The sequence below is a fragment of the Herbiconiux daphne genome, from assembly GCF_024979295.1.
Taxonomy (GTDB): Bacteria; Actinomycetota; Actinomycetes; order Actinomycetales; family Microbacteriaceae; genus Herbiconiux; species Herbiconiux daphnes.
This window is the reverse complement of sequence record NZ_JANLCJ010000007.1, coordinates 60276-77953: the sequence shown is the minus strand read 5'-3', so window position 1 is coordinate 77953 and position 17678 is coordinate 60276. Positions and strand designations below refer to the sequence as shown.

General features: G+C 63.9%; 16 protein-coding genes. 13 read left to right on the top strand and 3 right to left on the bottom strand.

Annotated features, from left to right (window positions below; genetic code table 11):
- Positions 1 to 4: 4 nt before the first annotated feature.
- Genes N1032_RS17665 through N1032_RS17645 form a run of 5 tightly spaced genes read left to right on the top strand, consistent with a single transcriptional unit; the run spans position 5 to position 5069 of the window.
- Positions 5 to 1111 (top strand): glycosyltransferase, encoded by a 1107-nt coding sequence (locus N1032_RS17665; protein ID WP_259540517.1) that lies wholly within the window; start codon positions 5 to 7, stop codon positions 1109 to 1111.
- Complete coding sequence (locus N1032_RS17660; RefSeq protein WP_259540516.1) at positions 1108 to 2238, top strand: glycosyltransferase family 4 protein; 1131 nt, start codon at positions 1108 to 1110, stop codon at positions 2236 to 2238. The genes N1032_RS17665 and N1032_RS17660 overlap by 4 nt, the downstream gene beginning before the upstream one ends.
- Positions 2235 to 3173: a polysaccharide pyruvyl transferase family protein gene (locus N1032_RS17655; protein WP_259540515.1), complete on the top strand. Its 939-nt coding sequence runs from the start codon at positions 2235 to 2237 to the stop codon at positions 3171 to 3173. Before N1032_RS17660 ends, N1032_RS17655 begins: the two co-directional genes overlap by 4 nt.
- On the top strand, positions 3170 to 3565 hold the full coding sequence (locus tag N1032_RS17650; protein ID WP_259540514.1) for a hypothetical protein: 396 nt from the start codon (positions 3170 to 3172) through the stop codon (positions 3563 to 3565). The genes N1032_RS17655 and N1032_RS17650 overlap by 4 nt, the downstream gene beginning before the upstream one ends.
- Before the next feature lie 52 nt (positions 3566 to 3617).
- Positions 3618 to 5069 (top strand): hypothetical protein, encoded by a 1452-nt coding sequence (locus N1032_RS17645; protein ID WP_259540513.1) that lies wholly within the window; start codon positions 3618 to 3620, stop codon positions 5067 to 5069.
- 6 nt (positions 5070 to 5075) lie between these two features.
- Here the strand turns inward: N1032_RS17645 and N1032_RS17640 are convergent, their stop codons facing one another.
- Both N1032_RS17640 and N1032_RS17635 read right to left on the bottom strand, forming a co-directional pair.
- A complete protein-coding gene (locus N1032_RS17640) occupies positions 5076 to 6191 on the bottom strand; it encodes a glycosyltransferase (protein ID WP_259540512.1) in 1116 nt (371 codons plus the stop codon).
- Between the two features lie 27 nt (positions 6192 to 6218).
- A complete protein-coding gene (locus N1032_RS17635; RefSeq protein WP_259540511.1) occupies positions 6219 to 6815 on the bottom strand; it encodes an LbetaH domain-containing protein in 597 nt (198 codons plus the stop codon).
- A gap of 48 nt (positions 6816 to 6863) precedes the next feature.
- Between N1032_RS17635 and N1032_RS17630 the strand changes: the two genes are divergently transcribed.
- The 8 genes from N1032_RS17630 (at position 6864) to N1032_RS17595 (ending at position 17093) form a co-directional block, all read left to right on the top strand.
- Positions 6864 to 8108, top strand: coding sequence for a glycosyltransferase (locus tag N1032_RS17630; RefSeq protein ID WP_310795962.1), 1245 nt, complete (start codon positions 6864 to 6866; stop codon positions 8106 to 8108).
- 34 nt (positions 8109 to 8142) lie between these two features.
- Positions 8143 to 9174: a GDP-mannose 4,6-dehydratase gene (gene gmd / locus N1032_RS17625; RefSeq protein ID WP_259540510.1), complete on the top strand. Its 1032-nt coding sequence runs from the start codon at positions 8143 to 8145 to the stop codon at positions 9172 to 9174.
- Positions 9171 to 10148: a GDP-L-fucose synthase family protein gene (locus N1032_RS17620; RefSeq protein WP_259540589.1), complete on the top strand. Its 978-nt coding sequence runs from the start codon at positions 9171 to 9173 to the stop codon at positions 10146 to 10148. The genes gmd and N1032_RS17620 overlap by 4 nt, the downstream gene beginning before the upstream one ends.
- A 73-nt stretch (positions 10149 to 10221) precedes the next feature.
- A complete protein-coding gene (locus N1032_RS17615) occupies positions 10222 to 11529 on the top strand; it encodes a UDP-glucose dehydrogenase family protein (protein WP_259540509.1) in 1308 nt (435 codons plus the stop codon).
- Positions 11530 to 11559: 30 nt separating this feature from the next.
- The gene (locus N1032_RS17610) at positions 11560 to 13539 is read left to right on the top strand and encodes a DUF4012 domain-containing protein (RefSeq protein WP_259540508.1); all 1980 of its coding nucleotides are present in this window, start codon (positions 11560 to 11562) and stop codon (positions 13537 to 13539) included.
- 116 nt (positions 13540 to 13655) lie between these two features.
- A complete protein-coding gene (locus N1032_RS17605) occupies positions 13656 to 14198 on the top strand; it encodes an LPXTG cell wall anchor domain-containing protein (RefSeq protein ID WP_259540507.1) in 543 nt (180 codons plus the stop codon).
- Between the two features lie 166 nt (positions 14199 to 14364).
- Positions 14365 to 15798: a malate:quinone oxidoreductase gene (locus N1032_RS17600; protein WP_407933054.1), complete on the top strand. Its 1434-nt coding sequence runs from the start codon at positions 14365 to 14367 to the stop codon at positions 15796 to 15798.
- A complete protein-coding gene (locus tag N1032_RS17595; protein ID WP_259540505.1) occupies positions 15795 to 17093 on the top strand; it encodes a DUF1624 domain-containing protein in 1299 nt (432 codons plus the stop codon). The genes N1032_RS17600 and N1032_RS17595 overlap by 4 nt, the downstream gene beginning before the upstream one ends.
- An 18-nt stretch (positions 17094 to 17111) precedes the next feature.
- Here N1032_RS17595 and N1032_RS17590 read toward each other — a convergent pair whose 3' ends face one another.
- Positions 17112 to 17648 (bottom strand): hypothetical protein, encoded by a 537-nt coding sequence (locus tag N1032_RS17590; protein WP_259540504.1) that lies wholly within the window; start codon positions 17646 to 17648, stop codon positions 17112 to 17114.
- Between the last annotated feature and the right edge of the window lie 30 nt (positions 17649 to 17678).

Below are 17678 nucleotides of genomic sequence, written 5' to 3'. Positions count from 1 at the left end.
GCGAGTGGCAATCACGCAACCATATGTGCCCGCGTACCGGCTCCCACTTTGGCAAGGCGTGCTCGACGAGCTTGCCCGGAATGACGTCGAGTGCCGCGTGTTTTACGGCGGGGATTCCGAACAGTTGGCAATACGGGCTCGTCGTGGAGACGGAGTAGTGCCGGACTGGGCCACCCAAGTCGCAACACGCACCTGGCGACCGAGTAAGCGTCTCCCGAAGTTCATGTACCGGAATCTCCCAAAGCCGTGGAGAGATAAGCGGACGCTGCTCGTGACGGAAATGCAGGTTTCGAACCTGAACGCTTGGAAGGCAGCCGCAACTGGACGCCCGTTCATCACCATTGGTCATGGGATTTCCGAGACCACGGATCAGAATCGGATCGCGACCTTTCTCGAAGGGCGCCTCAATCGCCTGGCCGCTCATGTGCTTACCTACACCGAGCGTGGCCGCGAACATGTGATCGAGAGCTCGCGCACAGACCCAAGCAGGGTCTCCGCCTTCCGTAACTCCACCGACACGAGGCAGCTGGAGGACGCTTTGAGGTCGGTGGTTGACGACGACCAAGTCGCCTTCAGAACGAAGCATGGAATTCCGGTGGATGCTCAGATCGCTCTGTATCTCGGAGCGATCAACGAACACAAACGAGTGGATCTTCTGGTCGATGCAGCCCGAGCTGTATTCGCGAGAGATGACTCCTGGTGGCTCGTGGTCGCGGGTGACGGACCCGAGGCGTCGAAACTACACGCACTCGCCGTCGAATCTGGTCGAGTCGTGATGCTCGGCCAAGTTGGTCCGGAGGTGTTCTCAACGGCGGCGACATTGTCCGTCCTGCTGGTGAATCCGGGGCGCGTTGGTCTGGTTGCGGTCGATGCTCTGGTGATGCACCTGCCCATCTTGACCACCTCCGCCGGCGATCGAGCACCTGAGTTCGAGTATCTGCGAGAGGGAATCGACGTGGTCGAGGTGGAACCGTCCATTGATTCGTATGCGGATGCTTGGGTTTCGGGCATTCCCAGGGCCGATTCGAGATCGGAAAATATCCCTTCAATTGCATCGGCGGCCAGCGTGATCTCCTCAGCGATACTTCAGCAGATGGAGGGGATGAAGTGACCATCGACAAGACCCGCGTGCGCCACTATTACGCTCGCTATCTCGAACACCCCTCCGGTGTAACGGACGCCCTCGACCACTGGGCAGCGGCTTCAACACTTGCCGGGGATGACGTGGAAATCCTGGCGGCCAGACCTCGCGGTGCGGATCGGAATGAGTTCGCGCAGTCGGACTTGACGAAGACGATTCGGCACTGGGGCCGTGGCCGAGGGACGTGGATCCCGATCGGTCTAGCGAGAGAGCTTCGCAAGGACGACATCCTGTATCTCCATGAAGGCTGGGTGTTCAGCAACGTCGCAGCCGCGGTTATAGCCCGACTAAAAGGAGCCAAAACGGTCGTGATGCCACATGGCGTCTACGAAAAGCAGATCGTCCAGAACCAGCGGGACTTCCTCGGCCTCCGCCGACGTCTGGAGAAGTACATCCTGAAGCACGCCTCCGCTGTTCACGTGTTCTACGCGGGCGAGCAGGACGTCGTTCGAGAATTCGAGCCTTCGGTAAAGACATTCATCACGTTGCCGAATGGGGCTCCCTTGGTTCCTGAGAAGGCGCGATGGACCGGAAGCGGAGACTACTTTCTCTGGATCGGACGATTCGACGTGTTCCACAAGGGTCTCGACAATCTCGTCAGGTTCTGGTCTGAACTTCCAGAGCCAAAACCGCGGTTGGTACTGGCGGGCCCCAACTTCGCGGGCGGCCGGGAAGTGATCGCGGACTTAGTGGACCGATTGGGGTTGTCCGACGTGGTCGAACTGCGGGGGAGAATCACGGGGACTGAGAAAGACCAGCTCCTCGCCGAAGCCCGAGCCTATATCCATCCATCGAGGTGGGAGTCGTGCAGCATCATGCTTCTCGAGGCGACAGCAGCGGGAGTACCCTCCCTCATCTCGTCCAGCATTCACGCGGCGGACGAGCTCGAGCCGATTGGCGTCGTTCACTCAACCTCCTTCGAGATTGCCGACTCGAACGGGACCGACGCACTTTCACGAGTGGATCGAAACCGAACCCTCGGCGATGCGGCGCTCGCCTGGGCCCGGACCGAAGGAAGTTGGGCAACGGTTTCCGCGGAGCTCGAGTCGGCTCAAGTCAAAATTGGCGTCAGAAAGCATGGAGGAAACTCAGAATGAGTGTTGTGGTCGTTGACCCCGGAATGACATCGACGAACCTCGGTGATCAGATCATCTCGGACGCGGTTCATCGGGAATTCGTGACGCCGCTCGCGAAGGTGGCCGATAAGGTCACCGTCATCCCGATGCACGGGCCGTTGACTGAGGAATCCCGGCAGGCGATTCGAGACGCCGACGAGGTCGTGGTCTCGGGAACGAACCTCCTGTCCAATCACATGAGGTTTCGGACGAGTTGGGAGTGGCCTAGGAGCGACATCGAGCTTGCCAAAGGAAAGCTGACCGTATTCGGTGCGGGTTGGTGGCAATACCAAGTCGGTGCCATTGACCTTGTCACAGCCCGATGGATGAAGGCCATGTCTGATGGGAGGACGTGGGGTGTGCGCGACAAATACTCTGCGTCGCGCCTCAAAGCCGCAGGGTTGAATGCGGAACACATTTCCTGCCCCACCCTCTGGAGGGTCACGTCGCAAACCCTTCCTAGTAGCGAGACCCGAGTGATCGCGACCTTCACCGACTACAACCAGGATCCTTTGGCCGATCGAAGACTTGTCGAGCTGCTCGAGAGCCGGTATGAGGTGCTGTACTGGCCGCAGGGGCCGGGTGACCGGAAGTACATCGAATCGATAGCGCCAGAGGGTGCTCAATTCATCGAGCCCTCCTTGGCAGCGTTCGATTCGGAGCTTCAGAAACCCGGCTCTGCATACGTAGGGCTCCGGCTTCATGGTGGGATTCGAGCTCTTCAGTACGGTGTTCCCAGTCTGATCCTGAGTATTGACAATCGGGCGCGAGAAATCAGCCGATCGGTCGGGCTGTTCTCACCGTCAAGACACTCTTTTCGGGACATCGAGATGGCACTGGAAGGGCATGAATCGATGCCCATCCAGTTGCCGTCGAAAGCAATCGACGAATGGTCGGGACATTGGAAGACGAAATGACAAAGAGTTCCGAAACGCTGGTCGCAGCTGTGCGCGACACGCGCGCGATGGCGTTGCCAAAGGATTTCGCCGGCTCAACGCCTCCGGTTCGCATCCCCGATCCGGCATCGTTCGACTTTGTTCTCGTATCCACCAGCGATCAGTACGAATATGCACTGTCAGTCGGCGCGCAGCCCATCCTGATCACTCGTGATTTCAGCGTGACGGATCGGCGCGGCAAACTACGGCTTCGGCTCGGTAAGTTGATTGAGCCTTGGCGTTGGCGGCGCACCCTGCTCAACGAGGGGGTTACGGAACTCACGGTTCCCAGGGCTGGAGGGTCTGCCTCCTTCCGGATCGCGTCGCGGCTGGCGAAGGTTCGGGTGATTGTCTGGCGAGGGCCGATCTCGTGAAGCGCATTCCGATGTGTCCCCGCGTTACGCGTCCGGTAGGTAAGGTGACTGGATGACGGCAACCGCGAGGACGGGCGCGCAGATAGGGAACCAGACGCAACAGTCGCTGACCTATGGCCTGACAAGCAGCGTCCTCACGATCGTGTTCGTCGCGCTTGTGCCGCTGTTCGTCTACGCGACGGTGCCGTTTCCGACGTCTAATGCCGTTCCGGGCGAAGTCGTCCTCTCTTTGCTTATCGTGCTGCTCTGCGGCACACGCCTAGCGTTTGTCATCGGCGCTGGTCGACAAAATCTCTTCACGTTCTCGTTTTGGCTGTTTGCCTACGTTTTTATCGCTGTACCTGCGTTCGCGCAGATCCTGACCCAGAAGTTTCCAGGGACGACTCCCAATGTGGCTCTCGAATACAACATGGAAGCACTGGTTGTGGTGCTCGTGGGTATCGTCGCGGTTATGGTCGGGGGGCTCTTTGTTCGAGGGAATGCTGGAGCGGGTTTGCGTCCGCCGACCAGAGTTCTGAGCAAAACGAAAATCACGCTGCTGGCTGTGGCTGGGTTCGTCGCTTGGGCACTCTACGTAGCGAGGATCGGACCAGGTACCTTCTTCACGAGCCGCGAAACGATGGCTGCGGTCCGCAGCACGGTGTTCGCGGATCCTACGACCTCGACGATCGTGACAGCCACAGCAGCCCTTCCGTTGCTGGTGTGCATCCATGCGATGACCCGCTACCGCAGGACGGAAAAGGCTGAAGGAAAACACAAGCGAAGCTTCACACTGATGTTGCCCGCTGCCGTGATCGCAGTGCTATTCGCGATCAACATCTTCACGTCCTCTCGCTACCTCTTCGGAACGATGGCATTCAGCTTGCTGGTTTTGGTCGGCGGCTTCGCTACTCGCAGCAGAGCACGGTGGTCCATGGGCGCGCTCGTCTTCGTCCTACTTGCTGCGTTTCCGCTCTTCTCCATCTTCCGGCGCGATGCTACCCAGACGAACAGCCAACTCGGAGCCGGCGCGTTCATCAACAGCGGTGACTACGACTCTTTTGCCCAGATAAACAACGCGGTCAATTACGTCGCCACCGATGGGATCATCTGGGGGAAGCAACTTCTCGGGCCACTCGTATTCTGGGTGCCCCGGTCAGTCTGGGCCGACAAGCCGATCGATACTGGCGTGCTGATCGCGCAGTTCCGGGGCTATCGCTTTGACAACCTTTCCTCGCCGTTTTGGGCGGAGGCCTTCTTGAGCGGCGGATGGGTCGGCGTAGTCGTTCTCTTCGTGGCCTTGGGCTACGTGCTGAAGCGAGCAGATGGCGCGGCGAGAGGCAACCTCTACACGGCTGGCGTGGCCGGGATCACTATTGCGATCCTGTCGTTCTATCTCCTTATTCTGTTGCGGGGTTCATTGCTTCAGGCAACCAGCACACTTGCCGTGATCGTTGTGAGCATCTGGATAGTCTCATCTCCAGCTCGACGGTCACTGCCAGTTCGGACGAGAGCTCCGTCTTGATCCACCTCAGCGGTGAGACCCCGCAATGCCGCTGTAGAGTGCGTTGAGCTGCTGTGCGACGGCAGTGATCGAGTACTTGTCGCGCACTAACCGGCGGCCCCGGGCACCCATATCCGCTCTTAGAGAAGCGTCGCCGATCAGACCTTCAACTCCGCGCACCAGGCCGTCGAGCGACTCATCGACGACTACACCCGCCTTGCCCTCGGCGAGGGGCTGCGCCAGACCGTTGCTCGTCGTGATGACGACGGGAATGCCGAGCGACATCGCCTCCAGCACCGACATGGGCACGATCTCGTTGATCGAGGGCAGCACGTAGATCGACGCTCTGCTCATCCGCTGCAACGTCTCCTCAGGAGACAGCGAACCTTCCCAGCGAACTTTGTCGCCGACTTCGTACTGCTGAATGAGCCGTTCGACCTCGGCGGCATCGCCTTCGTCTGGACCTACTAGCGTAAAGGTCGCGTCAGCGCCTGACGCAAGCAGGGTGCGGGCCATCTCGACGAACATCACCGCCCGCTTACGCGGATGCAGGCGAGCGAGGAACAACACTTCGAGCCCGCGCGGCTGGGTCGTGGAAGCGTCATCCGTCACGCTCATGCCGTTTGCGATCAAGTCGATCGGCAGGTCGGCCTTGGCGACGCTGCGCAGGCTCGCCGCCTCGAGCTCGGTGAGAGCGAGAACACCGTTCGCCGCGCGGAGAGCACGCCGGGTGTACATCGCATCGACCACTGCAGCCAGCGGTCGTTCGGATTCGTCGATCATCCCGTGCGGCTGCAACACGAGGGGCGTGCCGGAACCTGCGACTTTGACAGCAGCTGGGAGCGTGATGAGATCGCGCGCGATGTGCACGTGCACGGCGTCGGCAGCCGGCAGCTGGGTGCTCAGATACGACTGCAATCCTGACGACGCCAGCCCGGCGAAGCCGGTTCGCGGAACGACAGAGCGAACGGGGAAGAGGCTCACCGGCACTCCCTGCAGCACCGTCGGCACTTCTCCCTCGTAACCGCGTGTGCCGGCTACCAGTTCGACGGAATGGCCGAGCGACTGCAGAGCCCCCAACTGGTTGAGCGCGACCCGAATCGGGCCTCCATATGCGCCATCAGGGGTGACGAGAGTTGCCACGTGCACTATGCGCATGTAGAGAGATTCCTAGCCGTTGCGGGAGGGAAAACGTGTGCCGAGCTTCACGCAGGGAGCGGACCCGAGGATCGTGTTCGGCTCGACATCCTGATTCACCACGGTCGACGGGCCGATGAGGGCGGATCGACCGATCGTGACACCCCCGAGAATCATGCAGCGAGAGGTGATCCACACGCCGGGCTCGATGTGGATCGGGCGGGTGATGAGGGCCATGTCGCGCCGATGGGCGTGGCTGCCTGTGGTCAGGAAACTCTCCTGCGAGATCGAGACGTCGTGGCCGACGTAGATGTGGTCTTGATTGTGGAACCAGACTCCCTCACCGATCCAGGAGCGATCGCCGATGTGCAGTTTCCACGGGAATTTCACGCGGGTTCGTGGGCGGAAGACGACGTTCTCGCCGATCTCGGCACCGAACATCCGCAGCACCTTGATGCGCAGACCCGAGCTGATCTGCCACGCATTGGTGACGAACAGAAGCTCGAAGACGCCCCACAGATAGACGACGAGCTTCGGGCGATCCCACGCCTGATGCTCACCTGGTGCTCGGGAAAGGTCGATGACCGGGACCTCTGCGTCTAGGTTCTGACCTGTGCTCTCGTTCGACATGCATTCTCCGTTGCAAGATTGAAACACGGGGGCGCTAGGGTCGTTCGCGTGACTAAAAGTGCACTGCGCATCGCCATCCTAGGGCTGAACTACGCGCCAGAGCCAACCGGCAATTCCCCCTATACGTCTTCGCTTGCAGAGGGCCTGGTCGCGCGCGGATACAAGGTTCGCGTGGTCACATCGCATCCCCACTACCCCGAGTGGAAGATCCGCGAGGGCTACGGGCAGTGGAAGCTGAACGAGGTCGTCAACCACGTTCCCGTGACCCGCTTGCGGCATTTCGTGCCGAAGAAACCGAACGGTATTCAGCGTCTGGTTTCAGAAATATCGTTCGGAATGCGCCTGGTGTTCGCCCGATGGGGCAACCCTGACGTGGTGCTTCTCGTCTCGCCGGCCCTCGTGTCGTCGTACCTGGCGCTGACGCGCATCAAATACGGCCCGCGCCGGCCCGCCACAGCCATCTGGGTGCAAGACCTCTACAGTCTCGGCATCGCCGAGACCGGCGACGGAGGCGGGCTGGCTGAACGTGTGCTGACCGAGATCGAGTCGAGAACCTTCCGGGGTGTCGACGGTGTCGCCGTGATCCATCAGCGGTTCGCGAACCACGCGGTGAAGAATCTGGGTGCGAAAGAGACGTCGCTCCGCGTCATCCGAAACTGGACCCACTTGCCCCCCGCGCCCGAGGTCGATGTCGCTGCGACCCGAAGCGCGCTGGGTTGGGGCGACTCCGAAGTGGTGGTGCTGCACGCCGGCAACATGGGCAAGAAGCAAGGGCTCGAGAACATCGTGGATGCCGCCCGGCTCGCCGATCAGCGAGGCGCGAAGGTGCGCTTCGTGCTGATGGGCGGCGGCAACCAGCGGTCGATGCTGATCGAGGCTTCGCGCGGGGTCGAACGCATTCAGTTCCTCGACCCGTTGCCGAACGACGAGTTCCAGGCTGCGCTCGCCGCAGCCGACGTGCTGATCGTGAACGAGCTGCCCGGTCTCGCTGAGATGGCAGTGCCGAGCAAACTCACGTCGTATTTCAGCACCGGGCGGCCCGTCATAGCGGCCACCGATGAAGGCAGCGTGACCGCGGGCGAGATCGAGGCATCGGGCGGTGGGGTGCGGGTGGACGCCGGAAAGCCCGATCAGCTGGTGGACGCGGTGGTCGCCCTGGGCGCGGATGAGTCACGGGCAGCAGAGCTCGGACGGAACGGCATCAAGTATCGAATGGAGGTGCTCTCATCAGAGTCCGCCATCGACAACTATGCTGAGTGGTTAGTAAGCCTGGCAGCGGAGCGCGGCCGTTAGGCTGCGCTCGTTCGACACCATATATGGGGATTAAGTGACGAAACGAGCATTCATTACCGGCATCACGGGCCAAGACGGGTCGTACCTTGCCGAGTTACTACTGTCGAAGGGCTATGAGGTTCACGGCCTGATCAGAAGGGCGTCGACGTTCAACACGTCACGCATCGACCACCTCTATGTGGACCCTCACGATCCAGAGGCCAAGCTGTTCCTGCACTACGGCGACCTGAGCGATGGCGCACGCCTCGTGACCTTGCTGTCGCAGATCAAGCCCGACGAGGTCTACAACCTCGCCGCACAGTCGCACGTGCGCGTCTCGTTCGACGAGCCGGAGCACACGGCAGACACCACCGGAACCGGAACGATCCGCCTTCTCGAGGCCGTGCGCCTCGCGGGCATCGACACACGCTTCTACCAGGCGTCGTCGTCAGAGCTCTATGGAGCGACGCCCCCGCCGCAGAGCGAGACCACGCCCTTCTACCCGCGCTCGCCCTATGGCGCTGCGAAGCTCTACAGCTTCTGGATCACCAAGAACTACCGCGAGGCCTACGACATGTTCGCGGTCAACGGCATTCTCTTCAACCACGAGTCGCCTCGCCGCGGTGAGACCTTCGTGACGCGCAAGATCACCCGCGCGGTCGCGGCCATCAAGGCCGGCAAGCAAGACCACGTCTACCTCGGCAACCTCGACGCCATTCGTGACTGGGGCTACGCCGCAGAATACGTCGAGGGCATGTGGCGCATGCTGCAGGCCGACGAACCTGACGACTTCGTGCTCGCCACGGGCGGCAACTTCACGGTGCGCCACTTTCTCGAGACAGCGTTCTCGCACGCGGGCCTGTCGTGGGAAGACCACGTTCGCTTCGACGAGCGTTACCTGCGCCCCACCGAGGTCGACGCTCTCGTGGGCGATGCCTCGAAGGCGTACGAGAAGCTCGGCTGGAAGGCCACGGTCGACACCGCCGAACTCGCCCGCATCATGGTCGACGCCGACATCGCCGCCCTCGAGCACGGCGGTGAACCGTGGATCGACAAGGTGCGCCTGGCGAGCTGGGGCACGGCATGACGGGCGACAACGTCGACTTCACGCCGGCCCCGCTCGACCGGTCGGCCCCGCTCTATGTGGCGGGTCATCGCGGGCTCGTAGGTTCGGCCATCTGGCGCAAGCTCGAAGCCGAGGGCTTCGACAACCTGATCGGTCGTTCGTCGAAAGAACTCGACCTCAAAGATCGCGGTGCCGTCTTCGAGTTCTTCCGTGAGACCAGGCCCACCAACGTGGTGCTGGCCGCGGCGAAAGTCGGCGGCATCCTGGCGAACAGCACCTACCCGGTCGACTTTCTTAGCGAGAACATGCAGATTCAGGTGAACGTGCTAGATGCCGCCCTCGAGGTGGGCGTCGACCGGCTGCTGTTCTTGGGCTCGTCGTGCATCTACCCTAAGTTTGCGCCCCAGCCCATCAAAGAGGACTCGCTTCTCACCGGTCACCTCGAAGAGACCAACGACTCGTACGCGATCGCGAAGATCGCCGGCATCCTTCAGATTCAGGCCGTGCGCCGGCAATACGGCAAGCCGTGGATCTCGGCGATGCCGACCAATCTCTACGGTCCGGGTGACAACTTCTCGCCCAAGGGCTCGCACGTGCTGCCGGCGCTCATCCGCCGCTACGACGAGGCGGTCAAGTCGGGCGCCGAGGTCGTGACCAACTGGGGCACCGGCACTCCCCGCCGCGAGTTCTTGCACGTCGACGACATGGCCGCGGCCTGCCTGCACCTGCTCGAGCACTACGACGGGCCCGCGCAGGTGAACGTGGGAACGGGCAGCGACGTCACCATTCGCGAGATCGCCGAGACCATCGGCCGCGTGGTGGGCTTCGAGGGCGTGACCGAGTGGGACACGACGAAGCCCGACGGCACCCCTCAGAAGCTCCTCGACGTGTCGAAGCTCGCCGACGAGGGCTGGACCTACCAGATCGGCCTCGAAGAGGGCCTCCGCTCCACGGTCGAGTGGTATCGCGAGCACGTCGACAGCATTCGCGAGTAACTGAGTTCGACGCACCACCGGCGCCCCGACCCGGGCGCCAGCTGATCAACGACTACAGAAAACAGGGACTGCATTGAAAATCTCGGTCATCGGTTGTGGGTACCTGGGCGCCGTTCACGCGGCGGCCATGGCAGAGATCGGCCACGATGTGGTCGGAATCGACGTGGATGCCGCGAAGATCGCGGAGCTCGCCGCTGGGCGGGCGCCGTTCTTCGAGCCGGGTCTTCCAGAGATCTTGACCTCGGCGAGGGACTCCGGTCGCCTGCGGTTCTCGACCGACATGGCCGATGTCGCGGGCGCAGAGGTTCACTTCGTGGCGGTCGGCACGCCCCAGCGCAAGGGCGAGAACGCCGCTGACCTGACCTTTGTCAACGCGGCCGTCGACGCCCTCGTGCCCTATCTCTCGGCCGGAGATCTGGTGGTCGGAAAGTCGACGGTGCCGGTGGGCACCGCCGCGCGGCTCGCCGACGTGGTGGCGCCGACCGGTGCATCGCTCGCGTGGAACCCCGAGTTCCTTCGGGAGGGCTTCGCCGTGAAAGACACCATCGCGCCCGACCGCCTGGTCTACGGGGTCGCCGCCGGCGAGGCGGGGGAGCGGGCGAAGGCTCAGCTCGACGAGGTGTATGCCCGGGCGCTGTCGAACGACACGCCTCTCGTCGTGACCGACTACGCCACCGCAGAGCTCGTGAAGGTGGCTGCGAACGCGTTCCTCGCGACGAAGATCTCGTTCATCAACGCCATGGCCGAGATCGCCGAGGTCACGGGTGCCGACGTCACCCAGCTGGCCGACGCCATCGGTTACGACGCCCGCATCGGGCGCCGCTTTCTCAACGCGGGAGTCGGCTTCGGCGGTGGGTGCCTTCCGAAAGACATCCGGGCGTTCTCGGCGCGCGCCGAAGAGCTCGGGCGTGGCGACTCGGTGGCCTTCTTGAAAGAGGTCGACGCCATCAACCTGCGCCGTCGGCAGCACGTGGTCGACGTCGTGGTGGAGGAACTCGGGGGCCAGCCCTTCGAGAAGAAGGTGGCCGTGCTCGGCCTCGCCTTCAAGCCCGACTCCGACGACATCCGTGACTCGCCCGCGCTCGATGTGGCGGTGCAGCTGCACGGTCACGGGGCGAACGTGATCGCCTTCGACCCCGAGGCCATGAGCAACTCGGCCCGGCGCTACCCGCAGCTGGCATTCGCGTCATCGGCGAGCGAAGCCCTCGAGGGGGCGGACGTCGTGGTGGTGGTGACGGAGTGGAAGGAATTCCGCGAACTCGACCCCGCTGCAGCCGCCGACCTGGTGCAGGGCAAGATCGTGGTCGACGGCCGCAACTGCCTCGATGCTGCCGCATGGCGCGCCGCCGGCTGGAAGTATCGCGGCATGGGCCGGCCCTAGCCCGCGGTTGTGCTCTGATTGAATTGACCGGTGAGTAACGACGACGACGGCTGGATGAAGTACTGGTCGAGCCCCGACGCCGGCCGAGAATCCGAACCACAGCCCGGCGACGAGAAGAGCTCGCGTCGCCGTTCATCGAGCAGCGGCCGTTCTTCGAGCAGCGGCCGTTCTTCGGGCCGTGGGCGTTCGTCGTCGAAGCGGCGGCGTTCGCGCTCGAAGGGCCGCCGCACCCGCAGAACCGTGGGATTCGTGGTGCTGGGCATCGGCGTTCTCGTCGTCGCCGCTGCGGCGTGGGTCGGAGTGCGCGGGTGGATGGCCAAGGGTGAACTCGAGGCCGCCATCCCGTTGGCGTCGAGCATTCAGCAGCAGTTCGCGGCCGGCGACATCGACGGTGCGAAGGCGAGTGCCAGCGCGCTCGTCGACCATTCCCGGGCGGCCGCAGATCTGACCGGCGACCCGGTCTGGCGGCTCGCCGAGCTGACGCCCGTGGTGGGCGCCAACCTCGCCGCCGTTCGAGAGGCGGCGTCGATCACGTCGTCGGTCGCGGCCGGCGCGATCTATCCACTGGTCTCCGATGTCTCGGACCTCGGCGCTGACAGCTTCAAACCGACGAATGGCACGGTCAACCTGGCGCCACTGGTGGCGGCTCAGCCGACGGTGGCCGCGGCCCGAACGGCCCTCGCGGCCGCCGCGACGCAGGCGAACGCCATTAATACCGCCGACACCATCAGTCAGGTCTCCGACGCGGTCGGCAAGCTCAAGACCTCGGTCAACCAGGCGAACGACCTGATCCAGGGGGTCGACCGCGCGGTGCAGCTGTTGCCGCGAATGCTCGGGGCCGACGGTGCGCGCAACTACCTGCTGCTCTTTCAGAATCCGGCCGAGTTGCGCGCGGGCGGGGGCATCACGAGCGCCCTGGCGCAGATCACAACCGACAACGGGTCGATCCAGCTGACTCAGCAGGCGTCGGGATCAGACTTTCCCCGTTACCCCAACCCGGTGGTTCCCCTGCCCGCCGACGTCACAGCGCTGTATGGCGAACGTGCGGCGACCTACGTGCAGAACACCACCACGGTGCCGCAGTTCGAACTCAGTGGCCAGATCGCCGCGCAGATGTGGACCAATGAGTTCGCCGCGCCGGTCGATGGTGTCGTGTCGTTCGATCCGGTCGGCCTCAGCTACCTGCTGCAGGCGACCGGCCCCATTACCCTGCCATCGACCGGCTTCGAGCTGACCGCCGACAACGCCGTGCAGTTCTTGCTGAGCGACGTCTATTCCATCTATTCCGAGCCCTCCATCCAGGATGCCGTCTTCGCAGAGGCGGCGAAGACGGTGTTCGACCGGCTGTCGGTCGGAGACGTCGACCCGGCGAAGCTGCTGAACGCGCTGGCCAAGGCCGGTGACGAAGGCCGATTCAAGGTCTGGAGCTCCCACCAGGACGATCAGGACGTGCTGGCCGGCACGACCCTCGTCGGTGATGCGCCGACGACCACGGCGGACTCCACCGGAATCGGTGTCTATTTCAACGACGCCACGGGCGCGAAGATGGACTATTACCTCGATGCGGCGGTCGCCACGCAGTCGGCCGTGTGCCGTGAAGACGGGCGACCGAGCGTGGAGGTGGCAGTGACTCTCACCAGCACCGCGCCCGCTGACGGGGCGACGTCATTGCCGAGTTACGTCACCGGCGGATCGGTTTTCGGCGTCACACCCGGAAATGTGAAGACGATTGTTTACGTCTACGGGCCAGCCGGCACCGACCCCGATGAGCCCGTTCTCATCACCAAGCTCGACCCGGGAATCGCCGGCGGCGACTCGTTCAGCGCCTTGGTGGGTGGGCGCAACATCGTTGGTTTCACGGTGGAGTTGGCTCCTGGCGAGACTCGAACGGTCACGGCGGACTTCGTCGGTCAGACCGGAAACCCGTTGCAGCTCGACACCCAGATCACGCCGATGGTGCATCCAACTGTTTACTCAACCGAAATAAACAGGTCTTTCCCAGGATGCTGAGTCCGTTACTATAAAGGGAGATTCAACTGCAACACGACAGCGTCGGTCGTCAGACTGGGCGCTGTTTTTACGCACTGGACCTATTTCACAATTACAAGGGTGGGGAACCTCTAATCATGTTCAAAAAAGTACTCGCGGGCGCAGCTCTCGCAATTATCGCCGTTCTGGCCGTTCCGGCCGCGGCTCAGGCCTACAGCATCACGCCGCCGCCGAACACCTCGGCCGGTGCCGGTGAGACGTTCAGCGCGACCTTCACGGGCTTCTCTTCGGGTGAAGACGTGTCGATCGCTCTGACGGGTGAGAGCGCCTCCTCGGCGACTCTGGCAGCAGTGGTCACCGCAGTCGAGACCAAGACGATCGTCAAGGCAGCCGACGCTGCCGGCGACGTCACCGTCACGGTCACGCTGCCCAGCAACGCCTCCGGCAGCTACACGCTGACCGCGACCGGTCTCACCTCGGGTGCCATCGGCCAGTCGACCATCACCGCGGTCTCCAGCTCGGCCGCAGGTGGATCGGGCTCCGGCGCGACCGGTGGCCTGCCCAACACGGGTGCCATGGACCCGACTCTCGGCATCTGGGCCGGTGGCGGACTTCTCGCCCTCGGTGCAGCGTTCGTGATCGTTCTCACGATCGTTCGCCGCCAGAAGGCCACCAACTAACACCAGCAAAACTCCCATACCCGAATACTCGGGCCCTCGCCGCAAGGCGAGGGCCCTGGTGTTTAAGGGGAGTTCGGCTCGGGTGCACTGAGCTTGTATACAAGCGGCGTACACTCTCGGTGTGAGCACAAAGAGCGTCGACGTCGTCCTGATCGGTGGAGGCATCATGAGTGCCACCCTCGGCACCATGATCAAGCAGCTCCAGCCCGACTGGTCGATCCTGATCTTCGAGCAGCTGAGCGAAGTGGGGCAAGAGAGCTCGAACCCATGGAACAACGCCGGCACCGGCCACGCCGCTCTGGCCGAGCTCAACTACATGCCCGAGGCGCCCGACGGGTCGCTCGAGACCTCGCGCGCGGTGAACATCAACGAGCAGTTCCAGGTGAGCCGGCAGTTCTGGTCGTCGCTCGTGAAAGAGGGCGTGCTGCCCGACCCGACGTCGTTCATCAACCCGACGCCGCACATGACGTTCGTGCGCGGTGAAGACAACGTCGACTATCTGCGCCGACGCTACGAGCTGCTGAAGAACGAGCCGCTCTTCGAAGGCATCGAGTTCAGCGACGATCCGAAGGTCATCTACAAGTGGGCTCCGCTTCTGATGCGCCAGCGCCAGAAAGGCGAGAAGATCGCGGCCACCCGCATCGAGACCGGCACCGACGTCGACTTCGGTTCGCTCACGCACCAGCTGATCGACTACCTCGTGGCCAACGGCGCCGAGCTGCACACCGAGAGCGAAGTGAAGAAGCTCAAGAAGCAGAAAGACGGGTCGTGGAACGTCGTGACCCGCGACCGGGTGGGCAACACCCCCCACACCTACAACGCCAAATTCGTGTTCGTCGGCGCCGGCGGCCACGCGCTGCCGCTGCTGCAGAAGGCGCACATCCCCGAGATCAAGGGCTTCGGCGGGTTTCCGATCAGCGGGCAGTTCTTTCGCACCGACAACCCGGCCGTGGTCGCCCAGCACCAGGCCAAGGTCTACGGCAAAGCCGCCGTCGGCGCACCGCCGATGTCGGTGCCTCACCTCGACACCCGGGTCGTCGACGGCCAAGCGTCGCTGCTGTTCGGGCCGTATGCCGGCTTCAGCCCCAAGTTCTTGAAGTCGAGCAGCTGGCTCGACCTGCCGGCATCCATTCGTCTTCACAACATCGGCCCCATGCTCGCGGTGGCCCGCGACAACGTCGACCTGATGAAGTACCTCATCGGCGAACTGCTGGCGAGCAAGAAGAAGAAGCTCGAGGCGCTGCAGGAGTTCATGCCCACGGCCAAGGCTGAGGACTGGTATCTCATCACCGCCGGTCAGCGCGTGCAGGTGATGAAGAAAGACCCCAAGCGCGGGGGAGTGCTGCAGTTCGGCACCGAGGTCATCACCGCGGCCGACGGCAGCATCGCCGGCCTGCTGGGCGCCTCGCCCGGAGCTTCGACCGCTGTGCCGATCATGATCGACCTCGTGAAGCGCTGCTTCCCGCAGCAGTACCCCGAGTGGGAGAAGAAGCTGGGCAAGCTCATTCCGTCGTTCGGCACCAAGCTCAATGAGAACAAGCGTCAGGCCGAGAAGGCGATCGAGAGCACCGCGAAGGTGCTCGAGCTCGAGCGCGGATGAGTTCTCCTTCGGGAGAGGCCGTCGGGTTCGACGGTCGTGCGGGGGTCGCCGCGGCGATGCCCGAGCGCATAGTCGGGCTCGACCTGGCGCGGTTTATCGCGATCGTCGGCATGATCGCGACGCACGTGTGGCTCTACTCCGACCTGACCGCGGGCACGCTCGTGGCCGGCAGCGCGCTCTTCGAGGGGCGGGCATCCGCTCTCTTCGCCGTGCTCGCCGGGGTGGGCGTGGTGCTCGCGACGCGACGTGCCATGCGTGAGCGGCGGCACGCATCCGCTCGGCTGATGGTGTTCGGGCGGGGTGCGGCGCTCATCGTCATCGGGCTGACGCTCGACCTGGTCGACGTACGCATTCTGGTGATTCTCGTCTATTACGGCGTGATGTTCTGGTTGATCGCGCCCCTCGTGGCCGTGCCCACCTGGGTGCTGGGGGTGCTCACGGGGGTGGTGGCCGTCGGTGCGCCGGTCGTGGCGTGGCTGGTTGGCGTGTGGACCGACCCGGGGTCGGGTTCGTCGCCGGTGTCGGAGAACGTGTCGTGGCTCGACCTGCGGTATCCGCTGCAGGTGCTGCACGAGGTGCTGTTCACCGGGGCGTACCCGGCGCTGATCTGGCTGGCCTACGGGCTCGCCGGCGTGCTGGTGGGGCGAGCGGTGCTGAAGATCGACTCGGTGGTCGCGTTGCGCCGGAACGGGCTGAGCATCGCGTTGGCGGGCGGGCTGACGTGGGTCGTCGGAGTTCTCGTCAGCCTGATCACCCTGCCGGCCGCCGCGGCGGGTGCGGCAGCGGCCGCGGGGCTGCCCGTCGAGGAGGGCCTCGGGCTGCTGCTCGACGACGGGGGCGGGCAGCCGTCGGCCGCCAGCGCCTGGTATCTGCTGTCGCCCGCGGCGCACTCGGGATCGACCGTCGATCTGCTGCTGACGGGCGGGTTCGCGGTGACGGCGATCGGGCTGCTGCTTCTTCTGGGCAGCGTGCTCGGGCCGGTGGCTCTGAAGGTGCTCACGCCCGTGATCGGGGCCGGGAGGGCACCGCTCACGAGTTACACCGCGCACGTGCTGCTCGTGGCCGTTATAACCGGACTGTTGCTGCCTCGGTCGTGGTCGGAGTTGACCTACCCGGAGTTCGTGGCGCTGGGCACGCCCTGGTACATCTCGAGTTTCGGCATGTTCGCGCTGAACGTGGGGTTGGTGTTGGCGATCGGCACGGTGCTGATGCTGCTGCGGCGGCGGGGGCCGCTCGAGACGTTCGTGACGTGGGCGGGGCGCGCGGTGGGGCGGCTGGGGGGCGCGGGGCGGTAGCCGGCGCGCCCCGGCGGCTCACCGTTCGAGCAGCATCTCGACCGCGTCGGCGACGAACTGCTCGACGGTCACGCCCTCAGCCTCGGCCTGCGCCGCGGCATCCGTCAGGTCAGTCTGCGACAGACCCACTCGCACGACGGCCCCCACCGTCATCGGCGCGGGTCGGCCGGGGCGGGTGCGCGTGAGCAGGTAGTCGACGTCGTAGCCGGCCTCGGCCTCGCCGGAGAGCCGGTCGATGACCGCCGACGTGAGCTCGTAGTCGTCAGCGGCCGTGCCGTAGTCGGGCAGAGTGCCGGCTGGTGTCTGAGGGTCGGGTGGAACGACCTCGGCCAGCAGAGCGCGCGTGGCCGGTCGCGCGGGAGCGGCGTGCAGCACGAAGACGTCTTCGTGGCGCACGACGGCGGTCATCTCGAGGTCGACGCCCGTCGTGTCGGGGCCGACGATGAAGATCTGGGTGGGGGCGTTGCCGATGTGAGTGGTGAGCCGGGCATTCTCGACGGCCGAGAAGATATCGGCGCGGCTGCGGCCGTCGAGGGCGGCGGGGTGGATGTCCATGGTCGTTCTGGTCCTTTGTGTCGTGTCGTG